Annotated in this window: 30 protein-coding genes; 13 read left to right on the forward strand and 17 right to left on the reverse strand. The window is 61.9% G+C overall.

Annotation, left to right across the window (positions count from 1 at the left end; genetic code table 11):
* Window positions 1-410 precede the first annotated feature (410 nt).
* From AC1DNW_RS04735 to AC1DNW_RS04745, 3 genes are all read right to left on the reverse strand, one after another.
* Entirely contained in the window at window positions 411-899 is a 489-nt protein-coding gene (locus AC1DNW_RS04735) for an Lrp/AsnC family transcriptional regulator (protein ID WP_113301461.1), read from the reverse strand.
* A gap of 70 nt (window positions 900-969) precedes the next feature.
* Window positions 970-1,611 carry a uracil-DNA glycosylase family protein gene (locus tag AC1DNW_RS04740; protein WP_113307690.1) on the reverse strand — a complete coding sequence of 214 codons (642 nt, stop codon included), beginning with the start codon at window positions 1,609-1,611 and terminating at the stop codon, window positions 970-972.
* Window positions 1,608-2,156, reverse strand: coding sequence for a thermonuclease family protein (locus AC1DNW_RS04745; RefSeq protein ID WP_113307689.1), 549 nt, complete (start codon window positions 2,154-2,156; stop codon window positions 1,608-1,610). The genes AC1DNW_RS04740 and AC1DNW_RS04745 overlap by 4 nt, the downstream gene beginning before the upstream one ends.
* A gap of 106 nt (window positions 2,157-2,262) precedes the next feature.
* Between AC1DNW_RS04745 and AC1DNW_RS04750 the strand changes: the two genes are divergently transcribed.
* Window positions 2,263-3,798 carry a sensor histidine kinase gene (locus AC1DNW_RS04750; protein WP_113307688.1) on the forward strand — a complete coding sequence of 512 codons (1,536 nt, stop codon included), beginning with the start codon at window positions 2,263-2,265 and terminating at the stop codon, window positions 3,796-3,798.
* A 63-nt stretch (window positions 3,799-3,861) separates the two neighbouring features.
* Here AC1DNW_RS04750 and AC1DNW_RS04755 read toward each other — a convergent pair whose 3' ends face one another.
* Together AC1DNW_RS04755 and cobT are read right to left on the reverse strand one after the other, a co-directional pair.
* The gene (locus tag AC1DNW_RS04755) at window positions 3,862-4,242 is read right to left on the reverse strand and encodes a diacylglycerol kinase (RefSeq protein ID WP_113307687.1); all 381 of its coding nucleotides are present in this window, start codon (window positions 4,240-4,242) and stop codon (window positions 3,862-3,864) included.
* Window positions 4,243-4,361: 119 nt separating this feature from the next.
* Window positions 4,362-5,378, reverse strand: a complete 1,017-nt coding sequence (gene cobT, locus AC1DNW_RS04760) for a nicotinate-nucleotide--dimethylbenzimidazole phosphoribosyltransferase (RefSeq protein ID WP_113307686.1) — start codon at window positions 5,376-5,378, stop codon at window positions 4,362-4,364.
* 174 nt (window positions 5,379-5,552) lie between these two features.
* On the opposite strand from cobT, the gene AC1DNW_RS04765 reads away from it, so the two are divergent.
* The 3 genes from AC1DNW_RS04765 to AC1DNW_RS04775 are packed head-to-tail and all read left to right on the forward strand — an operon-like array spanning window position 5,553 to window position 7,246.
* Window positions 5,553-6,332 carry an adenosylcobinamide-GDP ribazoletransferase gene (locus tag AC1DNW_RS04765; protein ID WP_113307685.1) on the forward strand — a complete coding sequence of 260 codons (780 nt, stop codon included), beginning with the start codon at window positions 5,553-5,555 and terminating at the stop codon, window positions 6,330-6,332.
* A gap of 18 nt (window positions 6,333-6,350) precedes the next feature.
* A complete protein-coding gene (locus AC1DNW_RS04770) occupies window positions 6,351-6,548 on the forward strand; it encodes a DUF1289 domain-containing protein (protein WP_113301468.1) in 198 nt (65 codons plus the stop codon).
* Window positions 6,548-7,246, forward strand: coding sequence for a TIGR02281 family clan AA aspartic protease (locus tag AC1DNW_RS04775; protein ID WP_477852125.1), 699 nt, complete (start codon window positions 6,548-6,550; stop codon window positions 7,244-7,246). The genes AC1DNW_RS04770 and AC1DNW_RS04775 overlap by 1 nt, the downstream gene beginning before the upstream one ends.
* Before the next feature lie 271 nt (window positions 7,247-7,517).
* On the opposite strand, the gene AC1DNW_RS04780 is transcribed toward AC1DNW_RS04775, so the two are convergent.
* Together AC1DNW_RS04780 and AC1DNW_RS04785 are read right to left on the reverse strand one after the other, a co-directional pair.
* A complete protein-coding gene (locus tag AC1DNW_RS04780; RefSeq protein WP_113301470.1) occupies window positions 7,518-7,817 on the reverse strand; it encodes a hypothetical protein in 300 nt (99 codons plus the stop codon).
* 93 nt (window positions 7,818-7,910) lie between these two features.
* On the reverse strand, window positions 7,911-8,069 hold the full coding sequence (locus AC1DNW_RS04785; RefSeq protein WP_162747279.1) for a hypothetical protein: 159 nt from the start codon (window positions 8,067-8,069) through the stop codon (window positions 7,911-7,913).
* Between the two features lie 47 nt (window positions 8,070-8,116).
* On the opposite strand from AC1DNW_RS04785, the gene AC1DNW_RS04790 reads away from it, so the two are divergent.
* Window positions 8,117-8,962: an NAD(P)-dependent oxidoreductase gene (locus AC1DNW_RS04790; RefSeq protein ID WP_113307682.1), complete on the forward strand. Its 846-nt coding sequence runs from the start codon at window positions 8,117-8,119 to the stop codon at window positions 8,960-8,962.
* On the opposite strand, the gene AC1DNW_RS04795 is transcribed toward AC1DNW_RS04790, so the two are convergent.
* Complete coding sequence (locus AC1DNW_RS04795; protein ID WP_113307694.1) at window positions 8,959-9,939, reverse strand: alpha/beta fold hydrolase; 981 nt, start codon at window positions 9,937-9,939, stop codon at window positions 8,959-8,961. The two genes, AC1DNW_RS04790 and AC1DNW_RS04795, sit on opposite strands and share 4 nt — an antisense overlap.
* A 146-nt stretch (window positions 9,940-10,085) precedes the next feature.
* On the opposite strand from AC1DNW_RS04795, the gene AC1DNW_RS04800 reads away from it, so the two are divergent.
* On the forward strand, window positions 10,086-10,523 hold the full coding sequence (locus AC1DNW_RS04800) for an Rrf2 family transcriptional regulator (protein WP_037102938.1): 438 nt from the start codon (window positions 10,086-10,088) through the stop codon (window positions 10,521-10,523).
* Window positions 10,524-10,680: 157 nt separating this feature from the next.
* Window positions 10,681-11,118: an efflux RND transporter permease subunit gene (locus AC1DNW_RS04805; RefSeq protein ID WP_113307681.1), complete on the forward strand. Its 438-nt coding sequence runs from the start codon at window positions 10,681-10,683 to the stop codon at window positions 11,116-11,118.
* A 3-nt stretch (window positions 11,119-11,121) separates the two neighbouring features.
* Here AC1DNW_RS04805 and AC1DNW_RS04810 read toward each other — a convergent pair whose 3' ends face one another.
* Together AC1DNW_RS04810 and AC1DNW_RS04815 are read right to left on the reverse strand one after the other, a co-directional pair.
* Entirely contained in the window at window positions 11,122-11,517 is a 396-nt protein-coding gene (locus AC1DNW_RS04810; protein WP_113307680.1) for a Rap1a/Tai family immunity protein, read from the reverse strand.
* A gap of 148 nt (window positions 11,518-11,665) precedes the next feature.
* Window positions 11,666-12,286, reverse strand: coding sequence for a TetR/AcrR family transcriptional regulator (locus AC1DNW_RS04815; protein WP_113307679.1), 621 nt, complete (start codon window positions 12,284-12,286; stop codon window positions 11,666-11,668).
* Between the two features lie 122 nt (window positions 12,287-12,408).
* Between AC1DNW_RS04815 and AC1DNW_RS04820 the strand changes: the two genes are divergently transcribed.
* Window positions 12,409-13,266: an MBL fold metallo-hydrolase gene (locus AC1DNW_RS04820; protein ID WP_113307678.1), complete on the forward strand. Its 858-nt coding sequence runs from the start codon at window positions 12,409-12,411 to the stop codon at window positions 13,264-13,266.
* Window positions 13,267-13,320: 54 nt separating this feature from the next.
* On the opposite strand, the gene AC1DNW_RS04825 is transcribed toward AC1DNW_RS04820, so the two are convergent.
* On the reverse strand, window positions 13,321-13,773 hold the full coding sequence (locus AC1DNW_RS04825) for a pyridoxamine 5'-phosphate oxidase family protein (protein ID WP_113307677.1): 453 nt from the start codon (window positions 13,771-13,773) through the stop codon (window positions 13,321-13,323).
* A 147-nt stretch (window positions 13,774-13,920) separates the two neighbouring features.
* Here AC1DNW_RS04825 and AC1DNW_RS04830 point away from each other — a divergent pair, with 147 nt between their 5' ends.
* Both AC1DNW_RS04830 and AC1DNW_RS04835 read left to right on the forward strand, forming a co-directional pair.
* On the forward strand, window positions 13,921-14,343 hold the full coding sequence (locus tag AC1DNW_RS04830; RefSeq protein WP_113307676.1) for a helix-turn-helix domain-containing protein: 423 nt from the start codon (window positions 13,921-13,923) through the stop codon (window positions 14,341-14,343).
* Between the two features lie 19 nt (window positions 14,344-14,362).
* A complete protein-coding gene (locus AC1DNW_RS04835) occupies window positions 14,363-14,743 on the forward strand; it encodes a DUF4180 domain-containing protein (RefSeq protein WP_113307675.1) in 381 nt (126 codons plus the stop codon).
* A gap of 41 nt (window positions 14,744-14,784) precedes the next feature.
* On the opposite strand, the gene AC1DNW_RS04840 is transcribed toward AC1DNW_RS04835, so the two are convergent.
* Entirely contained in the window at window positions 14,785-15,777 is a 993-nt protein-coding gene (locus tag AC1DNW_RS04840; RefSeq protein ID WP_113307674.1) for a squalene cyclase, read from the reverse strand.
* 217 nt (window positions 15,778-15,994) lie between these two features.
* On the opposite strand from AC1DNW_RS04840, the gene AC1DNW_RS04845 reads away from it, so the two are divergent.
* A complete protein-coding gene (locus AC1DNW_RS04845) occupies window positions 15,995-16,918 on the forward strand; it encodes a LysR family transcriptional regulator (RefSeq protein WP_113307673.1) in 924 nt (307 codons plus the stop codon).
* Here AC1DNW_RS04845 and AC1DNW_RS04850 read toward each other — a convergent pair.
* The 3 genes from AC1DNW_RS04850 to AC1DNW_RS04860 all read right to left on the reverse strand — a co-directional run bounded on the left by AC1DNW_RS04850 (window position 16,881) and on the right by AC1DNW_RS04860 (window position 19,952).
* A complete protein-coding gene (locus tag AC1DNW_RS04850; RefSeq protein ID WP_113307672.1) occupies window positions 16,881-17,618 on the reverse strand; it encodes an SDR family oxidoreductase in 738 nt (245 codons plus the stop codon). The two genes, AC1DNW_RS04845 and AC1DNW_RS04850, sit on opposite strands and share 38 nt — an antisense overlap.
* 119 nt (window positions 17,619-17,737) lie before the next feature.
* Entirely contained in the window at window positions 17,738-19,135 is a 1,398-nt protein-coding gene (gene chrA, locus AC1DNW_RS04855; RefSeq protein WP_113307671.1) for a chromate efflux transporter, read from the reverse strand.
* 1 nt (window position 19,136) lies between these two features.
* Window positions 19,137-19,952 carry a sulfurtransferase/chromate resistance protein gene (locus tag AC1DNW_RS04860; RefSeq protein WP_113301549.1) on the reverse strand — a complete coding sequence of 272 codons (816 nt, stop codon included), beginning with the start codon at window positions 19,950-19,952 and terminating at the stop codon, window positions 19,137-19,139.
* A gap of 180 nt (window positions 19,953-20,132) precedes the next feature.
* Between AC1DNW_RS04860 and AC1DNW_RS04865 the strand changes: the two genes are divergently transcribed.
* A complete protein-coding gene (locus AC1DNW_RS04865) occupies window positions 20,133-20,852 on the forward strand; it encodes a phosphotransferase (protein ID WP_113307670.1) in 720 nt (239 codons plus the stop codon).
* A 15-nt stretch (window positions 20,853-20,867) separates the two neighbouring features.
* On the opposite strand, the gene AC1DNW_RS04870 is transcribed toward AC1DNW_RS04865, so the two are convergent.
* Window positions 20,868-21,605: an SDR family oxidoreductase gene (locus AC1DNW_RS04870; RefSeq protein ID WP_113307669.1), complete on the reverse strand. Its 738-nt coding sequence runs from the start codon at window positions 21,603-21,605 to the stop codon at window positions 20,868-20,870.
* Between the two features lie 183 nt (window positions 21,606-21,788).
* Here AC1DNW_RS04870 and AC1DNW_RS04875 point away from each other — a divergent pair, with 183 nt between their 5' ends.
* A complete protein-coding gene (locus AC1DNW_RS04875) occupies window positions 21,789-22,412 on the forward strand; it encodes a TetR/AcrR family transcriptional regulator (protein ID WP_113307668.1) in 624 nt (207 codons plus the stop codon).
* 25 nt (window positions 22,413-22,437) lie between these two features.
* Here AC1DNW_RS04875 and AC1DNW_RS04880 read toward each other — a convergent pair whose 3' ends face one another.
* Window positions 22,438-23,154: a hypothetical protein gene (locus AC1DNW_RS04880; RefSeq protein ID WP_113307667.1), complete on the reverse strand. Its 717-nt coding sequence runs from the start codon at window positions 23,152-23,154 to the stop codon at window positions 22,438-22,440.
* Between the last annotated feature and the right edge of the window lie 31 nt (window positions 23,155-23,185).

Raw genomic sequence — 23,185 nt, forward strand, 5'->3', positions numbered from 1 at the left:
ACCATAGGCATACGTTTTCGGCGCCGCTTAAACGTTTCGCCAAAGGCACAAAAACCGCGCATCGCACAATATTATGCAGCACGGACATTATAAAACGTGTTCCAGATGCCCCCGGAGCACTCACCCGAAACCGCACCCGTGCCTCCCCAGCACATGGGCAGTTCATGACCTGCGTGGCTTCGCATGGTTCCATGACAGGAAGATTACAATTTGGAAAGGTTTCGTGCCGCCGTCAAGTGGCAGGTGCTTTGCGCGGCCTATCAGAAGTCACAGATGAACTCCTGAATCTCCCTGCATAGCTTGTCCTGCGCGGATCAGCCCCAGAGGCGCTTTGCTTGCACAAAGAGCGGGCGCGATTCGCTCGCGCCTGCCTTAGATCATCCGGGCTGTATTGAAAGAGCCTGCCCGCCTCAGTCCTCGTTGGACTTGGCGTTTTCGATCAGCATGTAGTCCAGCGGCAGCTGCGTCGAATACTTGATCTGCTCCATCGCGAAGGCAGAAGAGACGTCGCGAATCTCGATCTTGGCGATCATCCGCTTGTAGAAGGCATCATAGGCGGCGATATCGGGCACGACGACACGCAGCAGATAGTCCACATCGCCGCTCATGCGGTAGAATTCGACCACTTCAGGAAACTCCGCCACGACTTCGGAGAAGCGGCGCAGCCACTCGATGGAATGAGTCGCGGTGCGGATCGACACGAAGACCGTAACCTTGGTGTTGACCTTTTCCGGATCGAGGATCGCCACCCGGCGCTTGATGACGCCGTCTTCCTCCATCTTCTGGATACGCCGCCAGCATGGCGTCGTCGAAAGCCCGACCTTCTTGGCGAGGTCGGCAACGGCGAGCGTCGAGTCTTCCTGGAGAAGGCGCAGTATCTTTCGGTCGAGGCGATCCATGCGAAACTAAGTCCCTTTCGAATTATTTTCTTTGTATAGCGCGATTCCGACCATGGAAAAGAATTTTTTTTCAGATGGCAAGCATTTTGATTCGTTCGCGCAGGACAGGAAGCAGTTCTTCTTCGAACCACGGATGCCGCTTGATCCAGCCGGTATTGCGCCAGCTCGGATGCGGCAGCGGCAGAATCGCAGGCCCGCCCGCCGCCTCCAGACTGTCGCGCCAGGCCCGCACCGTCTCCGTCATGTTTTCGCGCCTCAAAGCACCCATATGCCAGGCCTGCGCATAACCGCCGACCGCAAGCACCAGCTCGATCTGCGGCATGACCGAGAGCACGCGATCCCGCCAGACCGGCGCGCATTCGCGCCGCGGCGGCAGGTCGCTGCCCTTGGCGTCATAACCCGGAAAGCAGAAGCCCATCGGCACGATCGCGAATCGATCCCGGTCGTAGAAGGCCGGCCGGTCCACCTGCAGCCACTGCCGCAGCCGGTCGCCGGAGGCATCGTCGAATGGCAGGCCGCTTTCATGCACCCTGAGCCCCGGCGCTTGACCGGCGATCAGCACACGGGCGCGAGACGAGAGCACCGCGACCGGCCGCGGTTCGTGCGGCAGGCGATCCTCGATGCCACGCAGCGGCGCATCGCGACAGATCCGGCAGGCGGCAATCTCTGCCCGCAACCCGTCCAGCCGATCCTCGCTCGAAACGTCGTTCATTCCCACCCTGTCCATTCGCCAATCAACTGCTTCAGGCCGGAGTTCTCATGCCGCGCCTGATCCCTGACGTCTCGCGGCATCTCGAAATGGCCCGCCCAGAGCCCGAGTTTTTGCGCCCTCGCCTGCCCCTCCTCGCGCCGATAGCCGCCATAGGAAACCGCCATGCCCGAGGCCACCATGCTGGCATTGATATCGCCGGCATGATTGCGGCAGACGACGAGCAGCCGGTCGTAACGATCACGTTCGCTTCCGTCGCATTGCGTCGCGCCATCCGAAACGAGCTTTTGCAGCGCGCGCTGGGCAAGTCTGCCGCAGGGCCAGTCCTGCCCTGCCCGCTCGCATGTCTGCGACAATTCCGGCGCATCGACGCCCTTGAGCCGCATGCGCTCGCCATCAAGAACAAGGCTGTCGCCATCGCCGGCATGGAAGCTGCCCTGATGCCGGACTTCCGGCCCGTCGTTCAATTTCGCCGCGATTAATGCAATCAAAGCAAGAAAAGCGAAAGCGGTTGCACCGTCTCGGGTCAACCGGAAAAGCCGTGCCACGCTTTTGCCTCCTTGAAAAACAAACCCTTGGCAAAGATGGCAAACATCTTCTTAAGAATTTCCGGTTAAGCTCTTATTCATCTGCGGGACAAGTTTCAACGTGCACATGAGTACCGGCGTCAGCACATCGACCGACAAGATCATCGTCGACAAATCGCGCGGCCACCGTAACAAGGCCGTGTCCAAGGCCGTGCGGCAAACGCGCGAACGCCTGCAGTCGGGCCATGCTTCCAGTTCCGCCTTCGATCGTGACCTGCTGCGGATGTATATCACTGCGGTGCTGCAGGGCGCGGCGATCATGCCGCTCTTCGTCATTATCGTCGCAGCGCTCGGCACTTATTTCACCGAGGATGCGAGCCTGTTCTTCTGGGCGTTGCTGACGCTGACCTGCCATGCCGTCAATATTCTTCTGGCACGCCGCGCCAGGAAACAGGACATTACCGCAGAAGCCGTGCGCCGCTGGCGCAACCTGTTGCTGGCAGGCCAGTTCCTGATCGGCTGCTGCTGGGCGATCTTTGCTCTGCAGAGCTGTTCGGCCTGCGAACCGTCGAGCTTCACGCTCTATAAGGGCGCTACCCTGTTGATCGCGCTGTCGGTCACGACCATGTCGAATTTCATGCTGACCCCGGCCGTGCTGGTCGGCTTCGCGCCTGCGGTCATCGCACTTGCCGCAAAAAGCGGTCTCTCGCGCGATATTCTGGAACTCTGCCTGACCGCAGTTTTGACCATGACAGTCGTCTTCTTCAATTACATCAGCGATCGGCTCTTCCAGTCCAGCCTGAGGATCCTCGCCTTTCAGTCGGAAAAGGATGATCTGATCGCCGAGCTGGAAGTGGCGAAATCCATGTCGGACGAAGCCCGCCGCCGCGCCGAGGAAGCAAACCTCGCCAAGTCGCGCTTCCTCGCCTCCATGTCGCATGAGCTGCGCACGCCGCTGAATGCCATTCTCGGCTTTTCCGAAGTCATGTCAGCGGAGGTGATGGGGCCGCTCGCGAACCCGACTTACAAGGAATATGCTGGCGATATCCATCGCTCCGGCCAGCATCTGCTCGATCTCATCAACGAAATCCTCGATCTCTCCCGTATTGAAGCCGGTAAATACGAGCTCAGCGAAGAGGCGATCTCACTGCTCGATATCACCGAAGACTGCATCGGCATGGTGCAACTTCGCGCCCGTGCCAAGAACATCTCCATCCATGATCAGGTCGAGCGCCAGTTGCCGGCAATCTGGGCGGATGAGAAATCCATGCGCCAGGTCGTGCTCAATCTTCTCTCAAATGCGGTGAAATTCACGCCCCAGGGTGGAGAAATCAACGTCAAGGTCGGCTGGACCGCAGGCGGCGGCCAGTACATCTCGATCAGGGATAACGGCCCCGGCATTCCCGAGGACGAAATCCCGGTCGTGCTGTCGGCCTTCGGTCAGGGTTCGATCGCCATCAAGAGCGCCGAACAGGGCACCGGCCTCGGCCTGCCGATCGTCCAGGCGATCCTCGCCAAGCACGACGGCCAGTTCATCCTGAAATCCAAGCTGCGCGAAGGCACCGAAGTCATCGCCATCCTGCCGGCCAAACGCGTGCTGCAGAGCATCCCGGCCGTGGAAGAAGCGCAGCCGGTCGCCAGGAGGCGCCGCAGCTTCGCGTGATCACGGCAATTCCAGCAAAAATGTGCAGCGGTGTTGCGTCCGGAATTGCGGCAGACAAATGCTCTAGAAAAACAGATGCCGGCAAATGACGAAGCCGAGATAAAGGCAGCAGGCAGCGATCATGCAGGTCACGGCGAAGGAGCCGAGATCCTTTGCATGTTTGCCGACGATCGAAATTTCCGGTGAAATCCGGTCGATCACTTCCTCGACAGCCGTGTTCATCGCCTCGATGGAAAAGAGCCCGAGGAAAAGCACTGTCGCGACGACGAATTCCGTCGCATCGGCGCCGATGAGGATAAGCACGATCAGCGCCACGACGAAGAAGCCGAGTTCCTGCCGGAAGGCCGATTCCCTGAATACCCGCAGGAAGCCGGCCCATGAATAGCTGGCCGCTGCCACGAAATGGCGAAATCCCGTTTCCTTGGTCACGGCAGGTTTCGTCAACGGCCCCTCATTTCCTCCGCGCCGGTCGTTTCGCCGCGCATTATTTATAAGCGAATACGCAGATACAGGCTCCCCCGCGTCCGCGCAAGCAATGCGCGGAGCGGCTTGATTTTCCGGTATCAGTGTTTGCCGGTAACGCCGGCCTGGGCGAAGGTCGCCATGCCGGAATGGCAGGCGGCGGCAGCCTTGACGATGCCGGCTGCAAGGGCTGCACCCGTTCCTTCGCCAAGCCGCATGCCGAGCGCCAGAAGCGGCGTCTTGCCGAGCTGTTCGATGGCGCGCAGATGTCCGGGCTCCGCCGAGACATGGCCGATCAGGCAGTGGTCGAGCGCAGACGGATTGGCCGCCCGCAGGATCGCGCCTGCAGCCGTCGCCGTATAACCGTCGATCAGCACCGGAATGCGCTCCATGCGCGCCGCAAGGATGGCGCCCGCCATCGCCGCGATCTCGCGCCCGCCGAGGCGCCGCATGATCTCCAGGGGATCGTCGAGGTGATCGCTGTGCAGCTCGACGGCGCGTTCGACGGCATCGATCTTGCGCTCCAGCATCTCGCCTTCCGAACCCGTGCCGGGGCCGACCCAGTCGCGTGCCGTGCCGCCGTAGAGCGCATAGTTGATGGCAGCCGCAATCGTCGTGTTGCCGATGCCCATTTCGCCGATGCAGAGCAGATCCGTGCCGCCGGCAATCGCTTCCATGCCGAAAGCCATGGTGGCGGCGCAATCGCGTTCCGTCAGCGCTGCTTCCTGGGTGATGTCGCCTGTCGGATAATCGAGCGCCAGGTCGAAGACCTTGAGTCCCAGATCATAGGCAACGCAGATCTGGTTGATCGCCGCCCCGCCTGCCGCGAAATTCTCCACCATCTGCTGCGTGACTTCAGGCGGGAAAGGCGTGATGCCCTGCTTCACGACACCATGATTGCCGGCGAAGATCGCGACCAGCGGCCGGTTGACGGCGGGCGGCTTGCCCGTCCAGGCGGCGAGCCAGAAAGCGATCTCTTCCAGTCGTCCAAGCGCACCCGGCGGCTTCGTCAGTTGCGCGTCGCGTTCGCGGGCGGCGACCAGCGCGCGACCATCCGGTCCCGGCAGGTCACGAAGAAGGGCGCGAAAATCGTCGAACGGCAGGCCTGAAACGCTCATCTGAATGGCTTTCCTTGTATTCTTGTCTTTTCCCGGCAAATCGGGTTCTTTGCGTGGCGACTCTCTTAAAGCGAGCGGCCCAGGCGAACAATGTGAAAAAGCACACAGCGCCAAAAGCCGCAGGGAGACAAAGACGCTGCGGAGAGACGGGGGCAGCAGAGAATGATCCCAGCAATGATAAAGAACATCGTGGTCGATGCCGCGCGCGCCGTGGCTTTCCTGAGCCGCATTCCCATGCCGCCATGGCTCTTTGCCGGCTATGACGGCAAGCTTGGCCGGCTGGTCCGTGTCTTTCCCCTGGCCGGGCTCGTCATCGGCGCCCTGCCCGCTCTCGTCTTCCTCGTGATGCTGGCGTTTCGTACCGACCGCCTGATGGCGGCGCTCGTGGCACTCGCCGTACAGACGATCCTGACCGGCGCGCTGCACGAGGACGGGCTTGCCGATACTGCGGACGGGATAGGCGGTGGCAAATCCCGCGACCAGAGCCTTATTATCATGAAGGACAGCCGCATCGGCAGCTACGGCGCGATCGCCCTCATCCTTTCCTTCGCGCTGCGGGCTTCGGCGCTTGCAGCGATTGCCCGTGAAGCATCGCCCCTTGCTACTGCGCTTGCCATTCCTGCCGTCGCGGCGCTGAGCCGCGGCGCCATCGCCTGGCACTGGCAGCGCCTTCCCGCCGCAAAGCCGGATGGGTTGGCCGCCTCCGCCGGAAGCCCAGCGGAAGTCACCATGCAGATCGCCCTGGTGACGGCAGGCTTTATCACTGCCATCCTCGTCTGGCCGGCACTCGGTCTGTTGCCGTTCGTCTCGGCCCTTCTCGCCGCCGGTCTCGCGACGCTCGCCTTCACTTGGTTCATTCGCCGCAGGCTTGGCGGCCACACCGGCGACACGCTCGGCGCTACCCAGCAGATTTGCGAGGTCGCAGCCTTCTGCGCTCTTGCCATGGCCCTCTGAAATTCCGATATATCGCCCATGCGAACACCCTGCATCCGCGTATGCTCCCTGGATCCTCTCACCGGTCTTTGTACCGGATGCGGCCGCACAACGGATGAGATCGCCGGCTGGATGCGCTTTTCCGACGAGGAGCGTGAAACCATCATGGAAGATCTGCCCTCCCGGCTCGCGGCACTCGCTCCCGAATCGACCAAAATGCTGGAGACCATCGGCTGATGCGCCTCGTTCTCCTGCTTGCCGTCATCGGCATCGGCCTCGCCGTCCTGCTCTTCAATAGCGACCAGAGCCGCATCTTCGGACTGGCAAGCGACGATTTCGGCCGCTTCGTCTACCTGCTGCCGATCGCGCTGATGCTGGCGGCCGGCATCTGGGGCAGCCGCCAGAATATCGGCCAGACCCTGCGCCAGCTGATGATCTGGCTCGTCATCATCCTGGCGCTCGCTACCGCCTACCTCTACCGTCAGGATGCGATGGCAGTCGGCAACCGGCTGCTCGCCGGCCTCGTGCCGGGCCGCGCCGTGGTCGTCACGACGAGTGAAGGCGGAGAGGAAGTCATCGTCCACAAGATGCTGAACGGCCATTTCGAGGCCGAGGTCTCGGTGAACGGCCAGTCCGTGCCGATGCTGGTCGATACCGGCGCCAGCATGGTGGCGCTGTCGCATGCCGATGCGCTGCGCATCGGCATCGACCCGAAACAGCTCACCTATTCCATGACCGTGATGACTGCCAACGGTCGCGCCCGCGCCGCCCCTGTAACCCTCGATCAGGTCGCAATCGGCCCGATCGTGCGCAGCAATGTCGCCGCGTCCGTTGCCGAAGACGGCAGGCTCGACCAGAGCCTGCTCGGCATGAGTTTTCTGGAAACGCTAGGCTCCCTGCAGATGCAGACGGATGAGCTGAGGATGCGGGATTAGGGTATTCCGCAGCCCGGTTTTCGTCTGCGTCAGTCAGGTTCTTTGCAGGCTGCCTCGCGGGCTACTTGATCCCAAATATATGAGCCCGAAGTCTCGTCCGCGCACCGATCAATATGGCCATTCGCCGCGAACCCGCTATAGATGATCAAACCCAGCGCAACAAATAGCAGGATCGCAAGAGCACTCACGGTCCGTCGTGGAGCTAGCCGCATCAAACCACGCTATCCTGAATTGTTTGTCTCTAAGAACCTCATCGTACAGTGATGGGGTCTCAATAGTTCCAGATGCACATGTAGATCATGGGCCGCCCGTCTCGGACAACGGCAATCCCTTCGTGTCCGTAGAGTGGGCCTCGCTTTTCGCTACGGCACAGCCATAGCTGATCACCGGGCCGCATCCCTCTTAATAGCGGAGCAAGGGTCGTCGCCGGATCATTGATGGCGTCGATAAGAGGTTGCGGGAGACCGCCGAGCTGGCCTCCGAACAGTTGGATCTGCCAATCACGAAAGCCGTCCAGAGTGGTTTCTTCAATGAGTTCCAGTCCGGAAGGCTTATTGACTAATTTCGACATCGTTGAACCGCGAGCGAATGGAAATGGCTGCCCCATTCCAAACGCAGCTTCTGCCTATGGAATCCGCATGGATGCAGCGGGCGGTCGAAATAATCACATCGTGAAACAAGTGTCGCGTGAAATGATCGTGTCTTTCATCACCTGCTCATCAAGCACCAGTGCCGAAACGCTCGAACCCAGGGCGGACTCGAAGATCTGATTGGCCTCGAAGCTGCGGACTGAAGGCCGCACCTGCCTTGCAGCATCGACCATCCCGCCCTAGTCTCTCCGCATCCCCGCCAAAGAGGTCACATCCGCCAATGTCCACCACCATCGCATTGTTCGGCGCCGGCGCCATGGGCAGCGCCGTTGGCCGCCGCCTCGCCGAGTCCGGCGCCAAGGTCATCACTTTTCTCGATGGACGCAGTGAAGCGACGATCGAACGCGCCCGCGCAATGGGCCTCGCCGCCGCCCCGCTGTCGGCATTCGCCGAGGCCGATATCATCCTCTCCATCGTTCCGCCCGCCGAAGCGCAGAAGGTCGCGGATCTCATTGCTCCGGTGCTGCACGACAGCGGCAAGAAACCGCCCTTCGTCGACCTCAACGCCATCAGCCCGAAGACCATGGAAAAGCTGTCCGCAGGCCTCGCTTCCACGGGCGCGAAGGTAATCGACGGTTCGATCATTGGTGGGCCACCGGTTCCCGGCAAGGCCGGCCCTGTCGTCTGCCTCAGCGGCGAGCTCGCCGGCGAGCCGGATCTGCTGTCGAGATTCGGCCTGAAGATCCGCCGCGTGAAAGGCCCTGTTGGAGCCGCCTCCGCCTTGAAGATGTGTTACGCCGGCATCAACAAGGGCATCACCGGCCTCTCCGCCGCCATGCTGCTTGCCGCCGCGCGCTCCGGTGCCAGCGAGGCATTGAAGGTGGAACTGGCCGAAAGCCAGGCCGAGCATCTGAAGCGGCTGCGCCAGTCCATTCCGGACATGTTTCCGAAGGCCTATCGCTGGGTAGCGGAAATGGAAGAAATCTCCGAGTTCCTCGGAGCCGACGATCCCGCTGCCCTCATCTTCAAGGGCATGGCCGGCGTCTTCCAGACCATTGCCGATGATCGCAATGGCAACCACGAACTGATCGCCACGCTCGAGGCGATGCTGGATGACGGGCATTAAACCGGTGACGAAGCCTGCACGAAATCGATAATCGCGCGGCTGACGATCTCCGGCCGCTCCTGCGACAGCCAATGGCCCGCACCGGGCACGAACTGCGTCGCCCTGAGACCAGGCGCGAGCCCTGGCATCGCATCGATAATCTCCCGCATGCCGGGGATGGCAAGGCCCGTGTCACGTTCGCCAGCCATGAATAGCGCGGGAACCTCGACTTTCAGCCCCGCCAAAGCTTTCTGCAATTCCCAGTTCCGGTCGAGGTTCCTGTAATAATTCAACCCGCCGCGAAAACCTGACGCCTTGAATGCATCGGCAAAGACATCGAGGTCGGCTTGCGGCAGCCATTTGGGCAGCGTTTCCCGGTTGGGCAGATCAGCAAGCAGACCGGATGCGCGGGAGACCATGCCGAACGGATTGGGCGTTCCGTCGCCTGGCAGTCTTGGACCCGCGTCGCCGCAGGCCGCGCCATAGATCTTGCGCAGCGTGACATCCACATTCCGCTCGAACTCGGCTTCCGCCAATCCCGGCTCCTGGAAATAGAGCACATAGAGCAGGTGATCCGCTGTCGCCGGAAAGATTTTCGTCGGCGGCACGGGCGGCTGGCCCATGAGAGGCACGCTCATTGCGACAATGCCCCGGAACCTGTCCGGCCGCATCAGCGCGGCCTGCCAGGCAACCGTCGCACCCCAGTCGTTGCCGACGATGACCGCCTTTTCCTCACCAAGCGCATCGACGAGCGCCACCATGTCGGCCACGAGATCGAAGACTGTATAGGCGCCGGTCTCATCAGGGCTTTCCGTTCGGCCATAACCGCGCATATCGGGCGCCACGGCATGGAGGCCCGCCCCGGCAAGTGCGGTGATCTGATGGCGCCAGGCATGCGAGGTCTCCGGAAACCCATGGCAGAGCAGCACCAGCGGCCCCTCGCCGGCTTCGGCAATGTTCATCCTCAAGGTTGCGGTTTCAATCATGCGCTGCTGCATCGCTGCCTCCTCGACAATAAGCCCGTCCCCTTCGGAAAAATCGCTTCCGGGCGACATCGAATCTTTAATTCCGTATCTTTTTACGTTACAGAAAACGGAAGTCAATATCCGTAACACTATTTGTTACGCTATGGAGAGAAGCACAGATGCGACAAGACGGAAGACTGGCGCGGATGATCCACGTTCTCGTCCATATGGGGCTGCTTGGCGGCCGGGAAACAAGCGAGCGCATCGCCCAGATGCTCAACACCAATCCCGTCGTCGTTCGCCGCACCATGGCGTCGCTGCGCCAGCACGGCATCGTCGAATCCGAGGGTGGCCGCGGCGGCGGCTGGTCGCTGACGAGACCGCTTTCCGAGATCACCATTCTGGATGTGCAGCGCGCGCTGCAGGGCGAAACCATTCTGGATGCGCCGCTCTCCAACGATCACCCTTCCTGCCCGGTCGAACGCGCCGCCAATGCCAAGCTGCAGCTTGCCTATCAAAGCGCCGAGCAGGCGCTGCAGCGGGAATTCCAGAAGGTGACGCTGGCCGAGGTCGGCGAGATCGCCATGGCCACCGCCCAGGCAGAAAAGAGGGCGTGACAGCCATCCGGCTGCTTGCTGACGGCGCGTGAATCTACCAATTTTCAGCAAAACAACAAGACCACAAAGAACAAGAAGAAACTCCTAGTCTGGTGGCACCACATCCCGATCGCCTTCCCCGAAGGCCTCAGCATGTCCGGTGCGACAGGAGTTTACGATGACTGCATTCTGGCCCTTGTTCGTCGGCGGCGTGGCCCCCGCCATTCTCTGGGGCATTACCGCTATTTTCCAGAAGCAGAGCGCCGTATCGGGCGCAGGCTCCTCCGCCTATCTCATCGTCTTCGGCCTGACGCTTGCAGTTGCGGGCGGGATCTCCGCCCTGATCTGGCGCCCCGCGCCCTGGACGGCAGAAGGCATCGGCTTTGCCGCCATCGCCGGCCTCTGTTTCGCCGTCGGCACCGGCCTCATCAGCTTCGCGATCTTTGCCTACGGCGTACCGGTCTCCAAACTCGCGCCGATCTGGAGCTGCAACGTGCTGGTGACGCTGACCGTCGGCGCGGTGTTTCTGGGAGAGGCTGCTGAGGTCGATCTCATGAAACTCTCTGTCGGCACCCTGCTTATCATCGGCGGCGCCATCCTTGTCAGCAATGCCTGACGCCTATTGCGCCCGGCAATTGTAGCGGCGGGAGATGACGGTCATCAGCAGCTCGTCGCCCTCGCCCCCGCGGACGTCGGGATTGTCCTGCAGGAAGCGGCAGAGCATGTCGCCTATGACGATGGCCGTCGTGCCCGGCGGCAGGCAGATATTCATGCCGATCCCATTGCCCAAACGAGCGAAGTTGACCATTGCCTCCGGACGGTGGATTGCATCGGCGAGCGCGCGGCGCGCAAGAAAATCGTCCCTATTCCACTTGTCGAGCCAGCCGGAAACATAGCCGGTGACGAACTGCCGCGAACCGCCACAATCCGAAAAGAGAAGATCGCCGCTGGCATATTCCATCGGCGCCTTGGCCGAAACAGTCGCCAACAGGGTTGCAATGAGAATGCCCGGCATCTGATCCCTCGCCCGCGTATCGATGCCGGAAACTTCAGCCCGAACATGTCGGAATTAAGCTGGAACTATTGCCGATCTGTGACGTCGGGAAAGATGGTAAATGCCCGAACCGGAAGGGAAATTTCTCCTTAACCGAGGTAAATGGGCTTCAATGCGCCTTGCCGTGGAGCAGCACGTCAAAGACCATGTGCTTGAATGTCTCGAGCGGCGCCCCGCTGCGTTCCGCGCGCATGCGCAGAAGCGCCCCTTCCCAGCCGTTCAGAATGAAATCGGCAAGTGTCCCGGCCGGCAGCTCTCTGGTTAGTGTGCCGTCTCTCTGCGCTTCGGCCAGGCAAGCCGCAATCACCTCGCTCCAGCGGCTGAAATGCGCTGCCACGTGCTGGCGGATCAACTCGCTATGGTCGACCGTCTCAGCGCTGAAATTGCCGAGCACGCAGCCCTGCGTATGACCTCTCAAGGCGAAGGATGCGACGCGATCGTCGAAATAGGCCTTGAGGCGGCGAAGGGGCGGTTTGCCGGCATCGGCAAGAAAGCCCACGAGCCGGGCAAGCGCCTGCTCGGAATAGCGATCGGAAACCTCTGCTCCGAAAGCCTCCTTGCTGTCGAAATAATTGTAGAAGGAGCCCTTCGGAACCTTGATGTCATCGACGATCTTCTGGATGCCGGTCGCGGCAAACCCATTGGCATGAATCTCCTTCAGACCCGCCTCGATGAGTTTCTCCCGCATTTGCATATTCGGCTTGGGGCCGCGGCGGGCCGGCTTTTCCATGTTTGTTTCCTCTTGAATAATTAAATACGACCGGTCATATATTTATTGCCTGACTGCAAAAATCAAGACCTTTCCGGCTCACCCAGCCGCCTTAACTCCAACTATTCCAAGGAATTGCCACCATGACCTCAAGCCCCACTCCCAGCCTGCGCTATGATGTCCTGACAATCCGCCGCCCCGGCCTCAGCCGCGATGTACCGGCTGGCGATCCATCCCTTCAGTGGGTCGCTAATTCCGCCACGCTGATCTCGGGCGAACGTGATGCCGTGCTCGTCGATACCTTCCTGACCGAACCGCAGACAAAGACGCTCGCCGACTGGGTGGAAGCGAGCGGCAAGCGGCTGAAAGCGATCTACATCACCCATGGTCACGGCGACCATTTCTTCGGCATCGGCGCATTGCTGAAGCGTTTCCCTGATGCGAAGGCCTACGCCATATCGAATGTAGTGGAGGCGATGCGCCGCCAGAGCGCCCCCGACATGCTCGACGGCTTCTGGCGCAAACTCTTCCCCGGCGAAATCGCCGAGAACATGGCTGTCGCCGAAGTGTTGGAAGCGCCGGAACTGGAGCTTGAAGGCCACAGGCTGATCCCGATCGATGCCGGCCATACCGACATGTCGCACTCGACCGCCCTCCACGTTCCCTCGATCGGGCTGATCGTCGGTGGAGACGTCGTTTATAACGGCATCCACTGCTACCTCGGCGAAACCACCCGGGAGAGCCGGCTGCACTGGATCGAAACGCTGGACCGGCTCAAGGAGCTGAAGCCGAAGGCCGTCGTCGCCGGCCACAAGATCCCAGAAAATGACGACGATCCCGATATCATCGACGAAACCCAGCAATATCTACGCGATTTCAACAGGCTTGAGCTGGAAACGACGACAGCGAGAGAACTGTTCGACGCCATGCTGGCGCTCCATCCCAGCCGTGCCAATCCCGGCTCGCTCTGGGGCGCTGCCAAAGTCGCCAAGGGCGCCTGACCTTCACGCAATCAACACCAGGCAGGCTGCCGCGCTTCTGCGCGGCACGCCGCATCAGGGCGTGACGAGCTCGGTATGTCCGAACCCCTTGGAATAATCGAGCACTGAAATCACCTTCGGCACGACGCGGAAGATGCAGATCTGATCCCGCGTCGGCATGGCGATCGCTAGACTCTCCTGAACCGGATATTTCGCCGGCATCAGTTGGAGCACCCTGTCGGCCTCGGCAGGGTCTTCCACCTTCTCGGCATGCGCTGCCATCGACAGGCCGGTGATCTGCATCAGCTGGCCGGCATCCGGGTTGATCGTCAGCGACATCCTGTTGTCCCGCGCCAGATTGGCGGCCTTCTGGCTGTCCGGGCTGGAGAGGAAATAGAGCGTCAGCCCGTCATTGACGTAGCCGACCGTCGTCGCCTGCGGCCAGCCGTCTGGCCGGAGCGTCGCAACGCTCATGATCCGCTGCCCATCCAGTATCGCCTGGATCGTCTTCCTGATCGCCTCATCCACGGCACGCTCCGTTCGGTTTGATAGCTGAAGCATGTGCGGCTACAGGGAGTTCCGCATTGATCCGCATCAAGGCGAATATGATCTGGATTATTCCTAAATATTCCTTATTCTTCTAAAAGAAGATTACCATAGAGAACAGTACGGATCATGTCGGAAGAGTTTTACACCGCTGAACAGGCTGCCGAGCGGCTGAAGCTGCACCCGAAGACAGTGCTGCGGCTCATCCGCGAAGAGCGTTTGCGCGCCACGCGCATCGGCAAATCCTACCGCATTCTGCGCTCCGACCTCGAAGCCTTCGCCGGTGTCAGCAACAGCACCCCGGCCTCGCAGGCCGAGGTCTATGTCACCAGCGTGGTCGAGGTGCCCGATCTCTCCGCCGAAATGTCGAACCGCCTGACGGTGCTGATGCAGGCCATGCTGATCTCGCGGCATCGCCGTCCGCACGCCATGCAGTTCAACGCCGCCTATGATGCGGAACGGCGGCTCCAGAAATTCATCCTCATCGGCACGCCGTCGGATACGGCGGAACTGTTGAACAGCCTGGACGCTTATCTGAAGGCGCTCCGCTGACGACGAGAAAGGACATTCCGTGAGCAATGACATCAGGCTCTCGCACGGCTTTCGCATGCTGCTCCGCAATCCCGATGGCAAGCCGTTATCGGCTGAAAGCGGCATCAACGATCTGATCGGCCACGCGCTCGGCGAAGCCGTCGATTGGGTGGTGCTGCCGGTCGCTCGCCTGCCCGAGGGTTTCCTGACGCTCCGCTCGGGCATTGCAGGTACTGCGATCCAGAAATTCGTCAACTACCGCGTTCGCATCGCCATCATCGGCGGGATCGATGCCGAGCTTGCCGGCAGCAACGCGCTGCAAAGCTTCATTCTTGAAGCCAATCGCGGCACAACCTGCTGGTTTCTCGATACCATGGAAGAGTTCGAGGCACGACTGGAAGCCTTCAGCACTCCGGCTTAAGCTACGGATTGCCCTGGATAATGCCGGATGTCGCAACAGCCTCACGCTGCGGCATGTTCAGTCTGCGCGCCGCCCCACCATTTCACAACCCTGAGCGCCCGCAGCGTCACCCAGCGCGAGGGCTCGCCCTCACCGTCGTCCATCACGAACCAGGCCCTGCCGGAGGCGCGCCAGTCAAGCGGCCAGCGTCCATCCTCCAAACGCCGCGAATGGAGGTATATGATTGCCTCCTTGAGCCGCGGATCAGGCGCTGCACCCGTGAACAAGGTGGAAGCGCGAAAGTAATCGAGCGCCCGCAGCACATCGAAGCGCCAGCGGTTCGGATGCAGGAACTGCATGAACTTCTCGTTGACCGGCTCGCCGGTGCTGAGCCGCCACATCAGGTGGCGCGCCAACAGATACTCCTCGCCCGAACGCCGCGCCGCACGCGACTGCGCCGTGCCGCCGGTTGCCCGCTCATATTCCAGAAGCCCTTCCAGAACATTGATCGTCGTGTGGAAGGACGAGCGCACCGAACCATTCGCCCGCTCGCAGTTCCAGCCGCCATCCGCCTGCCGCTCGCCGAGCAATCTTTCCACGATGGGCGAGACATCGACCCCGAAATAGGCGCCGTCGCCAACCGTGCGGCCGTTGATGCATTCCTCGACCTCGCCCTCCCAGAAGGGCTGCCCGCCCTCGTCCCAGCGGCAATTGGCGCCGATGAGCGCGACGGTTCTCTTTGCGGTTTCGGAGCGCGGATCGAGGCCGAACTCGCGAAGCTGCGTCAGCGAAAAATTCGTCGCCGTCCAGGGCTGGCCGGTCGCCTTCCATTCCTCGCGCGTGAAATCGCTGGGCAGGAAGGAGCCGCCAGCCCACTGCCCATCTGCATCCTGATAGGACAGAAGCTGTGCACCCCAGCCTTCCCGCTCGACCTTCCGCCGCTCGGAAGACCATACGGGCTCCGGCTCATCGAGCAGATCGCGCATCACCTGCCAGCGGATGGCTGGGTCGGAGGCGAGCAGCCAGTCGATCACGGATGTCTCTGATGGCGGCATCAGCAAGTCTCCCTGTCGCTTGCAAATACGGGGCGCAGTTTGGCCAAGCATGTGTCTGCCGTCAATTGCGAGGCTCGGCGCATGAGGTGGCGCCGGCCGGATGCCCGGACCCGTGAGATGCCGCCATCGGCTACGGCCAAGCGGAGACTACCTCTTCGCCCTGCTGCCTGATATAGGCAGGGAGTGCCCATCCTTGCCGGGGAGCACGGAGCCCGCGATGAACCCACGACAATTGAAAACCTTCCTTGCGGTCGCAAGGCACGGCAATTTCACCCGCGCCGCCAGCGAAGCGAACCTCGCCCAGTCGAGCCTCAGCGACCAGATGCAGGTGCTGGAAGAGCAATTGGGCGTCCAGCTTTTCGAGCGCTCCCGGCAGGGTGTGACCCTGACGCCGGCTGGTGACACGCTGAAAGCCTATGCCGAGGAGATCCTTGCGCTGAATGACGAGGCGAAAGCCGCGATCCGAGCAGCCGCCGGCCTTGGCGAGCAGATGCTTGCGATCGGCACGCTCGAAACCATTGCGGCGGAAAAGCTCGCGCCCTTTCTGTCGCGGTTTCGCGAGATCCATGCCGATATCGGCCTGACGCTGAAGATCGGCGGCAGCGGTGAATTGCAGCGGCGTCTGGAAGACGGCTCGATCGATATCGCCTTCACATTCGATCGCGGTGAACTGGACGAGAGGTTTGTGACCCGCCTGGTCTCGCACGAACCGCTGGTACTGATTGCAGGCCGCAATTCCGCAGCCACGCCGCCGGAAAGCCTTGCTGACCTGAGCCACCTGCCCTTCGTCGCCACGGAAACCGGTTGCGTCTATCGCCGCCTCTTCGATACTGCCTTCGCCGAAGCAGGCATTGCCGTACCCGATATTGTCACCCAGGCCGACAGTATCCAGACGATCATCCGCCTCGTTGCATCCGGCGCCGGCTACGGTCTCGTCCCGCGTCTGGCCGTCACTCCGGCAGCTGAGCGCGGCGATGTCGTGGAGCTTCCCTGGCCGGGCGATGCGCCCACGGCCTCGCTGATCATGCTGTGGCGGCGCCGGCGTGTGCAGCCGCCGGCGCTCTCCCTGTTGCTCGCTTCGGCGGGCGAGGATCTGCGGCCGGTCAGACCAGCCGATGCCCGCCTTCGACGTGCAGGATAGTGCCTGTCGCAAAGCCGTTGCCGATCAGGAAGCGGATCGCATCGGCAATATCCTCGGGCCGGCCGACACGACCCGCCGGCAGGCGCTTGGCCATCGCTTCCAGCGTCGCCTGCTTGGCGTCGCCCGCAACGAAACTCCAGATCGGCGTATCCACCCATCCCGGCGATACCGCGTTGACGCGCAGCGGCGCAAGCTCCACGGCAAGCGCCCGCACCAGCCCTTCCAGCGCCGCATTGACGGCTGCAACAACCGAACCCCGCGCCGTCGGCCGGTAGGCCGCCACGCCTGACGTATAGGTGATCGTGCCCGATGGCGGCAGGCACGGCGCGCCGTATTTGGCAAGCAGCAGCGGCCCGTAGAATTTGCTCTCGACGACCCGCTGAGCCGCCGAAAGCTGCAGATCCGGCAGAAGCTGGTAAGCCCCCTCGATATCCGCGGCCGTGCTGACAATGTGATCGATAGGCCCGCAATCGTGGAAGAAGGCCGCAATCTCCTTCTCCCGCGTGAGATCGAGCACGGCGGTCTTAAGATCAGCAGGATCGCCAAGCTCTCGCCGCGCCGCCTCAAGCCTCTCCGCACTGCGCCCGGCAATCGTCACCCGCGCCCCTTCGGCCAGCAGCCTGCGCGCCAGCGCCAGCCCCATGCCGGAACTGCCGCCCACGATGATAATCTCGGCGCCTTCTATTTTGATGTCCGTCATCTGCCTCTCCTTCTTGGCTGGAGAGCAGATGCCTTACACCGGGCCGGAAGAAAAACGGAAGAAACCGATGGTGCCATCGGTTTTTCCGATGATGCGGCTGCCGGCAAGCCGGCGATGCCTCAGGCGGGCCAGAGCATTCCGGCCACTGCGCAGCCGAGCAGCACCGGAATGACCGCCACCCTGAACGGGAAGATCGCGATGGCTGCCGCAAGGCTCAGCAACAGCGACGGCGTCGACAGCGACGTCCAGACAGGCAGCTCGATGGAGAAAGGTCCAAGGCTGTGAATCTCCGTGCTCCGGAACAGGAAGTGCAGGCCGAACCAGATCGCCAGATTGAGGATGACGCCGACCACGGCCGCAGTTATGGCCGTCATCGCGCCTGCAAGTGCTGCATTGCCACGCAGTTTCTCAATGAAGGGAGCGCCGAGGAAGATCCAGAGAAAACAGGGAATGAAGGTCACCCATGTTGTCAGGATGGCTGCGAGCGTGGCTGCGGTGATCGGATTCAGGCTGCCGGGATCACGATAGGCCCCCATGAAGCCGACGAACTGGAGAACCATGATGAGCGGGCCGGGCGTTGTTTCCGCCATGCCCAGACCATCGAGCATTTCGTTGGGCTTCAGCCATCCGAAACGCTGGACGGCCTCCTGCGCGACATAGGCAAGTACGGCGTAAGCGCCGCCGAAAGTCACCATCGCCATCTTGCTGAAGAACACGCCGATATGCGTGAAGATGTCGTCGGGTCCGAGGAAGAGATAGAGCAGCAGCAGCGGCAGCAGCCAGAGCACCAGCAGCACAGACGAGATCCTCAGCGACCAGCGCAGGTTCGGCCGCGCATGATCAGGTATATCTTCCCCGAGCAGCGCGTCGGCGTCGGACAGCATCGCGCCGCCGGCTGCCTTGTGCCCGCCACTGCCCTGGAACAGGCGGGAACCTGACTTCGATCCCAGGAATCCGACGATGGCGGCGACCATGATGATCACAGGAAAAGGCACATGCAGGACGAAGATCGCCAGGAAGGCGGCTGCCGCGATGCCGATCATCGCCCTGTTCTTCAGCGCACGGCCGCCGACCCTGACGACCGCCTGAATGACGACGGCTAGCACGGCGGCCTTCAGGCCGAAGAACAGTCCCTCGACGGCCTCGACGCTGCCGAGGGTCACATAGAGGTAGCTCAAGGCCAGGATGGACAGGAAGCCCGGAAGCACGAACAGGATGCCTGCGACCAGACCGCCGGCGGTCCGATGCATCAGCCAGCCGATATAGATGGCGAGCTGCTGCGCCTCCGGTCCCGGAAGCAGCATGCAATAGTTCAGCGCATGCAGGAAGCGCTGCTCGCCGATCCACTTCTTCTCATCGACGACGATGCGATGCATGACGGCGATCTGCCCGGCCGGTCCGCCGAAGCTGAGCGCGGCGACCCGCAGCCAGACACGAAAAGCCTCGCCGAAGGTAACGCCATGCGGGTTAGGCGACGCCCCGGTATCGGGCGTCGCATGCGTGACGGCACTGTTCACGTCAGCCTCCCTTTTTCGCGGAAGGCCAGTTGTGCGTTTCGTCCGTGGCATCGCGGCACCAGCGGTAGAAGGCATCATAGAGCAGCATGCCGGCATCCAGTTGCTTGAGGTCGTCGACGAACATGCGCGACAGGCCGAGCGAAGCAGCCAGCAACCCGGCGACTTCAGGGGCGAGGTCCGGCCGGGCGGTATCGGCGCCACGAACGATCGTTGCGAGCCTCGACATCGGCCCCGAAGCAAGGCCGAATTCCTCGATCATCACATCGAAGGTGCAGAGCTCGCCGCGGTGACTCCAGAAGACCTCCTCGATATCGAAGGGCATGGCGCTGAAGCGATCGCCAACCAGCAAGACGTCGGACGTCGGCACGAAGAGAAAAACCGCGGAGGGATCGACGAAGCGCCGGATGAGCCACGGACAGGCGATGCGGTCGATCTTCGGACGCGCACGCGTGACCCACACGGTCCGTCCCTGCCGGTCGCGCGGCGGCAGCCTGTCGACGGGCACAGCCGTCCCGCCCGAGCCTGTCCAGGCTTCGAAGCCGCCTTCCAGCACCTCCGCCGCTCCCCCGGCATGCCGGATATGGGCGGCGACCCCATGGCTGAGCTTGCCGCCCGCCTGGCAGACGACGACCACCGGCCCGGCGAAACCGGCTGCCCATTCGTCGATATTGGTGTGGGATTTACGGATCGAGCCCGGCACGAGTCGCGGATCGCGGGCGAAATCATCGTCGACGCGCACATCGACGATGACAGGCGCATTGGGTGTGCCGACGATACGGTTCAATTTGTCTGAAGATATTTCGAGAAATGATGGCATGACGCGTCCTCCGGTGTTCGGTTTCATGGACGCGATTCTTCGGCATGTCGCCTCGTGGGGTGATCGCAACCCCATATGATTTTTATGCGCGCCGTCGTTTTTCATGTCAAGCTGCGGAAGGTTCATGTCTTCTGCAAACGGGCCATTCCTCCCCTGCTGGATTGCGGCTAGTCTTCTCGAATGAGCGCGGAAGAAACGCCGTTGACCGGCGGTCGCATTACTGCCGGCGTTGTCCGGGTCGGGGATACTGTCAGGCGCCCAGTCACAAGGGACCGGACGCATGTGCATGGTCTTCTCCTTCACCTCGAAGAGCGTGGCTTTGATGCCGCGCCTCGCTTTTTAGGCGTGGACGATCAGCAGCGGGAAGTGCTGAGCTTCATTCCCGGCCATGTTCCTGACGATCTCGGCCATTTCGACGATGCCCAGCTCACCGCCGCTGCTCGTCTCCTCAGACGCTTCCACGACGCGACGTCGAATTTTCCGCTCGTCCTGGACGCGGGCGCGGAGGTCATGTGCCACAACGACTGGGGTCCGCCGAACGCGGTGTTCCGTGATCGCCAGCCGTGCGGCATGATCGATTTCGACACGATCGCTCCGGGCCTGCGCCTTTGGGATCTTGGTTACTTCGCCTTTGCCTGGCTCGACCTCGGAGACGACGACTATATGGGCGACGAGCAGATCCGTCGGCTGGAGGTGGTGGCGCAAGCCTATGGAATGGCGGGCTGTACCTCCACTCAGATCGCCATTCATGCACTCGCGCGACAGACGGCGCTTGCGGCCGTGGGGCGTGTGCAGGGCAAGGCGGACATGGCGGAATGGGCGGCGGCGGCTGCCTGCTGGACGGTTCTCAACGTGCTCGAGCAGCTGAGCCCGACTGGCTATGCCCTGCCCACGGGATGAAGCGCTTCCCTCCCATCAGTTCCGCCCGCCATTCGCCCGGATCACTTGCCCATTGACCCAACCGCTCTCTGCGCTCGCCAGAAACGACACGACGCGCGCAATATCCTCCGGCTGCCCGAGCCGGCCGAGCGGGATCTCGTTGGTCAGGCGCTGGATCAGCTCCGGGGAGCGGCCGGCGAGCAGCAGTTCGGTTGCGACCGGCCCGGGCGCCACGGCGTTGACGGTGATGCGGCGGGGCCCGAGCTCCTTTGCGAGGATATGCGTCATCGCTTCGACCGCCGCCTTCGTCGCCGTGTAGACGGCATTGCCCGGCGAATAATGGCCGATGATGCTGGTGGAAAGGTTGATGATGCGGCCGCCGTCACGCACGCGCCTTGCACCCTCGCGCATGCCGTTGAAGGTGCCGGTGAGGTTCACGGCGATCAGGCGCTGATAGTCTTCATCGCTGACTTCGGAGAGCGGGCCGAAGGTGGTGACGCCGGCATTGTTGACGAGCACGTCGACGGTTCCGAATTGCGCTTCGGTACGCTCGAAGAGATCAGCGACCGCTCGCGGGTCGGAGACGTCGGCGCGGATGGCAAGCGCCTGGCCACCGGCGGCCTCGACAGAAGCGACCACGTCCTCCGCCTGCGCAACACTTTCGGCATAATTGACGACGGTCTGGAAGCCATCGGCTGCGAGCTGTCTGGCAATGGCCGCGCCTATGCCCTTGGATGCGCCTGTGACGATGGCGGTCCTGATGTCATGGGTCATGTCATTCTCCGTTCTGTTCCGGCTCAGGCGATCGCAGGCACAGCAAGGTGTATGCGCGTCACCGGTCCCGGCAACGCGCTTGAAGACTTCAAATCCTGCTATGTTGCCCGATCGCTTGTGCGCTTGATCTGACGCCGTTAATGTGAGCGATAACTCGCGTTCCCGCCACTCGCATTTCAGATCATGACCGACAGCCCCTACAAGAGCCGCTCCGCGCCCAGAAAAGCACCAAGACAGGCCCGCTCACTCGCAACCGTCTCGGCGATTATCGAGGCTGCGGCTCGCATTCTGGAGGAGCGCGGCCATGAGGGTTTCTCCACCAATGCGGTGGCGGAAAAGGCCGGCGTCAGCGTCGGCTCGCTCTACCAGTATTTCCCGCGCAAGGACGCGCTGATCGGCGCGCTGATCCTGCGGCAAACGATGTCACTGGTCGAAGATGCGGAACGTGCGGCCGGAGAGCCGACCGGCGAAGAGGCGCTTTCGACGCTGATCAGCCCTTGCGTCCACCAGCAGCTCGAACGCCCTGCCCTTGCCCGCCTGCTCGATTACGAAGAGGCCCGCCTGCCGCTCGATGCGGAGACTGAACGGGTCAAGACGCGCTTCTTCGAGCTCACCCGCGATACCCTCCTGCGGCCGGACATGCCGCCGCAGCCCGATATCGATGCCGCGGCGCGCGACGTGGTGGCGATCATCAAGGGTATGATCGATGCCGCCGGCGAGCATGGAGAGGAGGACAGGACCGGGCTGGCGCTGCGCGTCAAGCGCGCCGTCATCGGCTATCTCAAGACCGCATCGGACGGCGGGTGATCCCAAAAGACATCATCGGCCCGGCTCAGAGCGGCTGCTTCCCCCGCCAGATCCGAAGCGGTCCAACATCCTCAAAGCCGAAAGACTTCATGCGACTGAGCATCGCTCCCCGATCATACCCAACCACAGGCTTGTCAGGTGCGAGCGCTGCGACACACTCGATGGCGGCTCGAAGCTCGTCTTCGCCGTCGCTCTCCGAAAAGACGTTCGACAGGCCGACGCAGTCGCCGGAGATATTTCCGATGCATCCAGCCTGGAAGCCGGCACCGTTACGGCGACCAAAGAAGACTATATCCGGCCGGGAAAGCATGGAGGATGGAAACATCTTACGCTCGGTCGAAGAGCCGTTTCGTTTCCAGCCCTGTTCCCATTGAGCCAGATCGTCATCGGTCTTGACCTGCTGCCAGTTGGGGTCCGTGCCGCCAAACATGCGAGGCGGAGCCCACAGCCAACGCGCCTCAAACAGAATTTCCATTCCGAGCGCGGTCATATCGAAACTGCAGAAACTGTCCTTGAAATCGAATTTCCAGCTCCTGCTGCGGCGAAGCTGATCGATGGCAGCCCGCTGTTCGTCTATCCGCGTGGCCGACAATGTCGTCAGGCTTGAGTAATAGGGCGGCGGCGGGTCGATACTGATAAACGCGTAAGCTTCGCGCCTGTATCTCAGATCGTGTGCCTGAAACACGCATTCATAGATATCTGCATTGTTTCCGGCGGCCGAAATCGCTCTGCTATCCGTCATCGAACCTGCTTTCAATGTCGCAAACAAACTT

Source organism: Rhizobium sp. 05L429 (genome assembly GCF_056397645.1).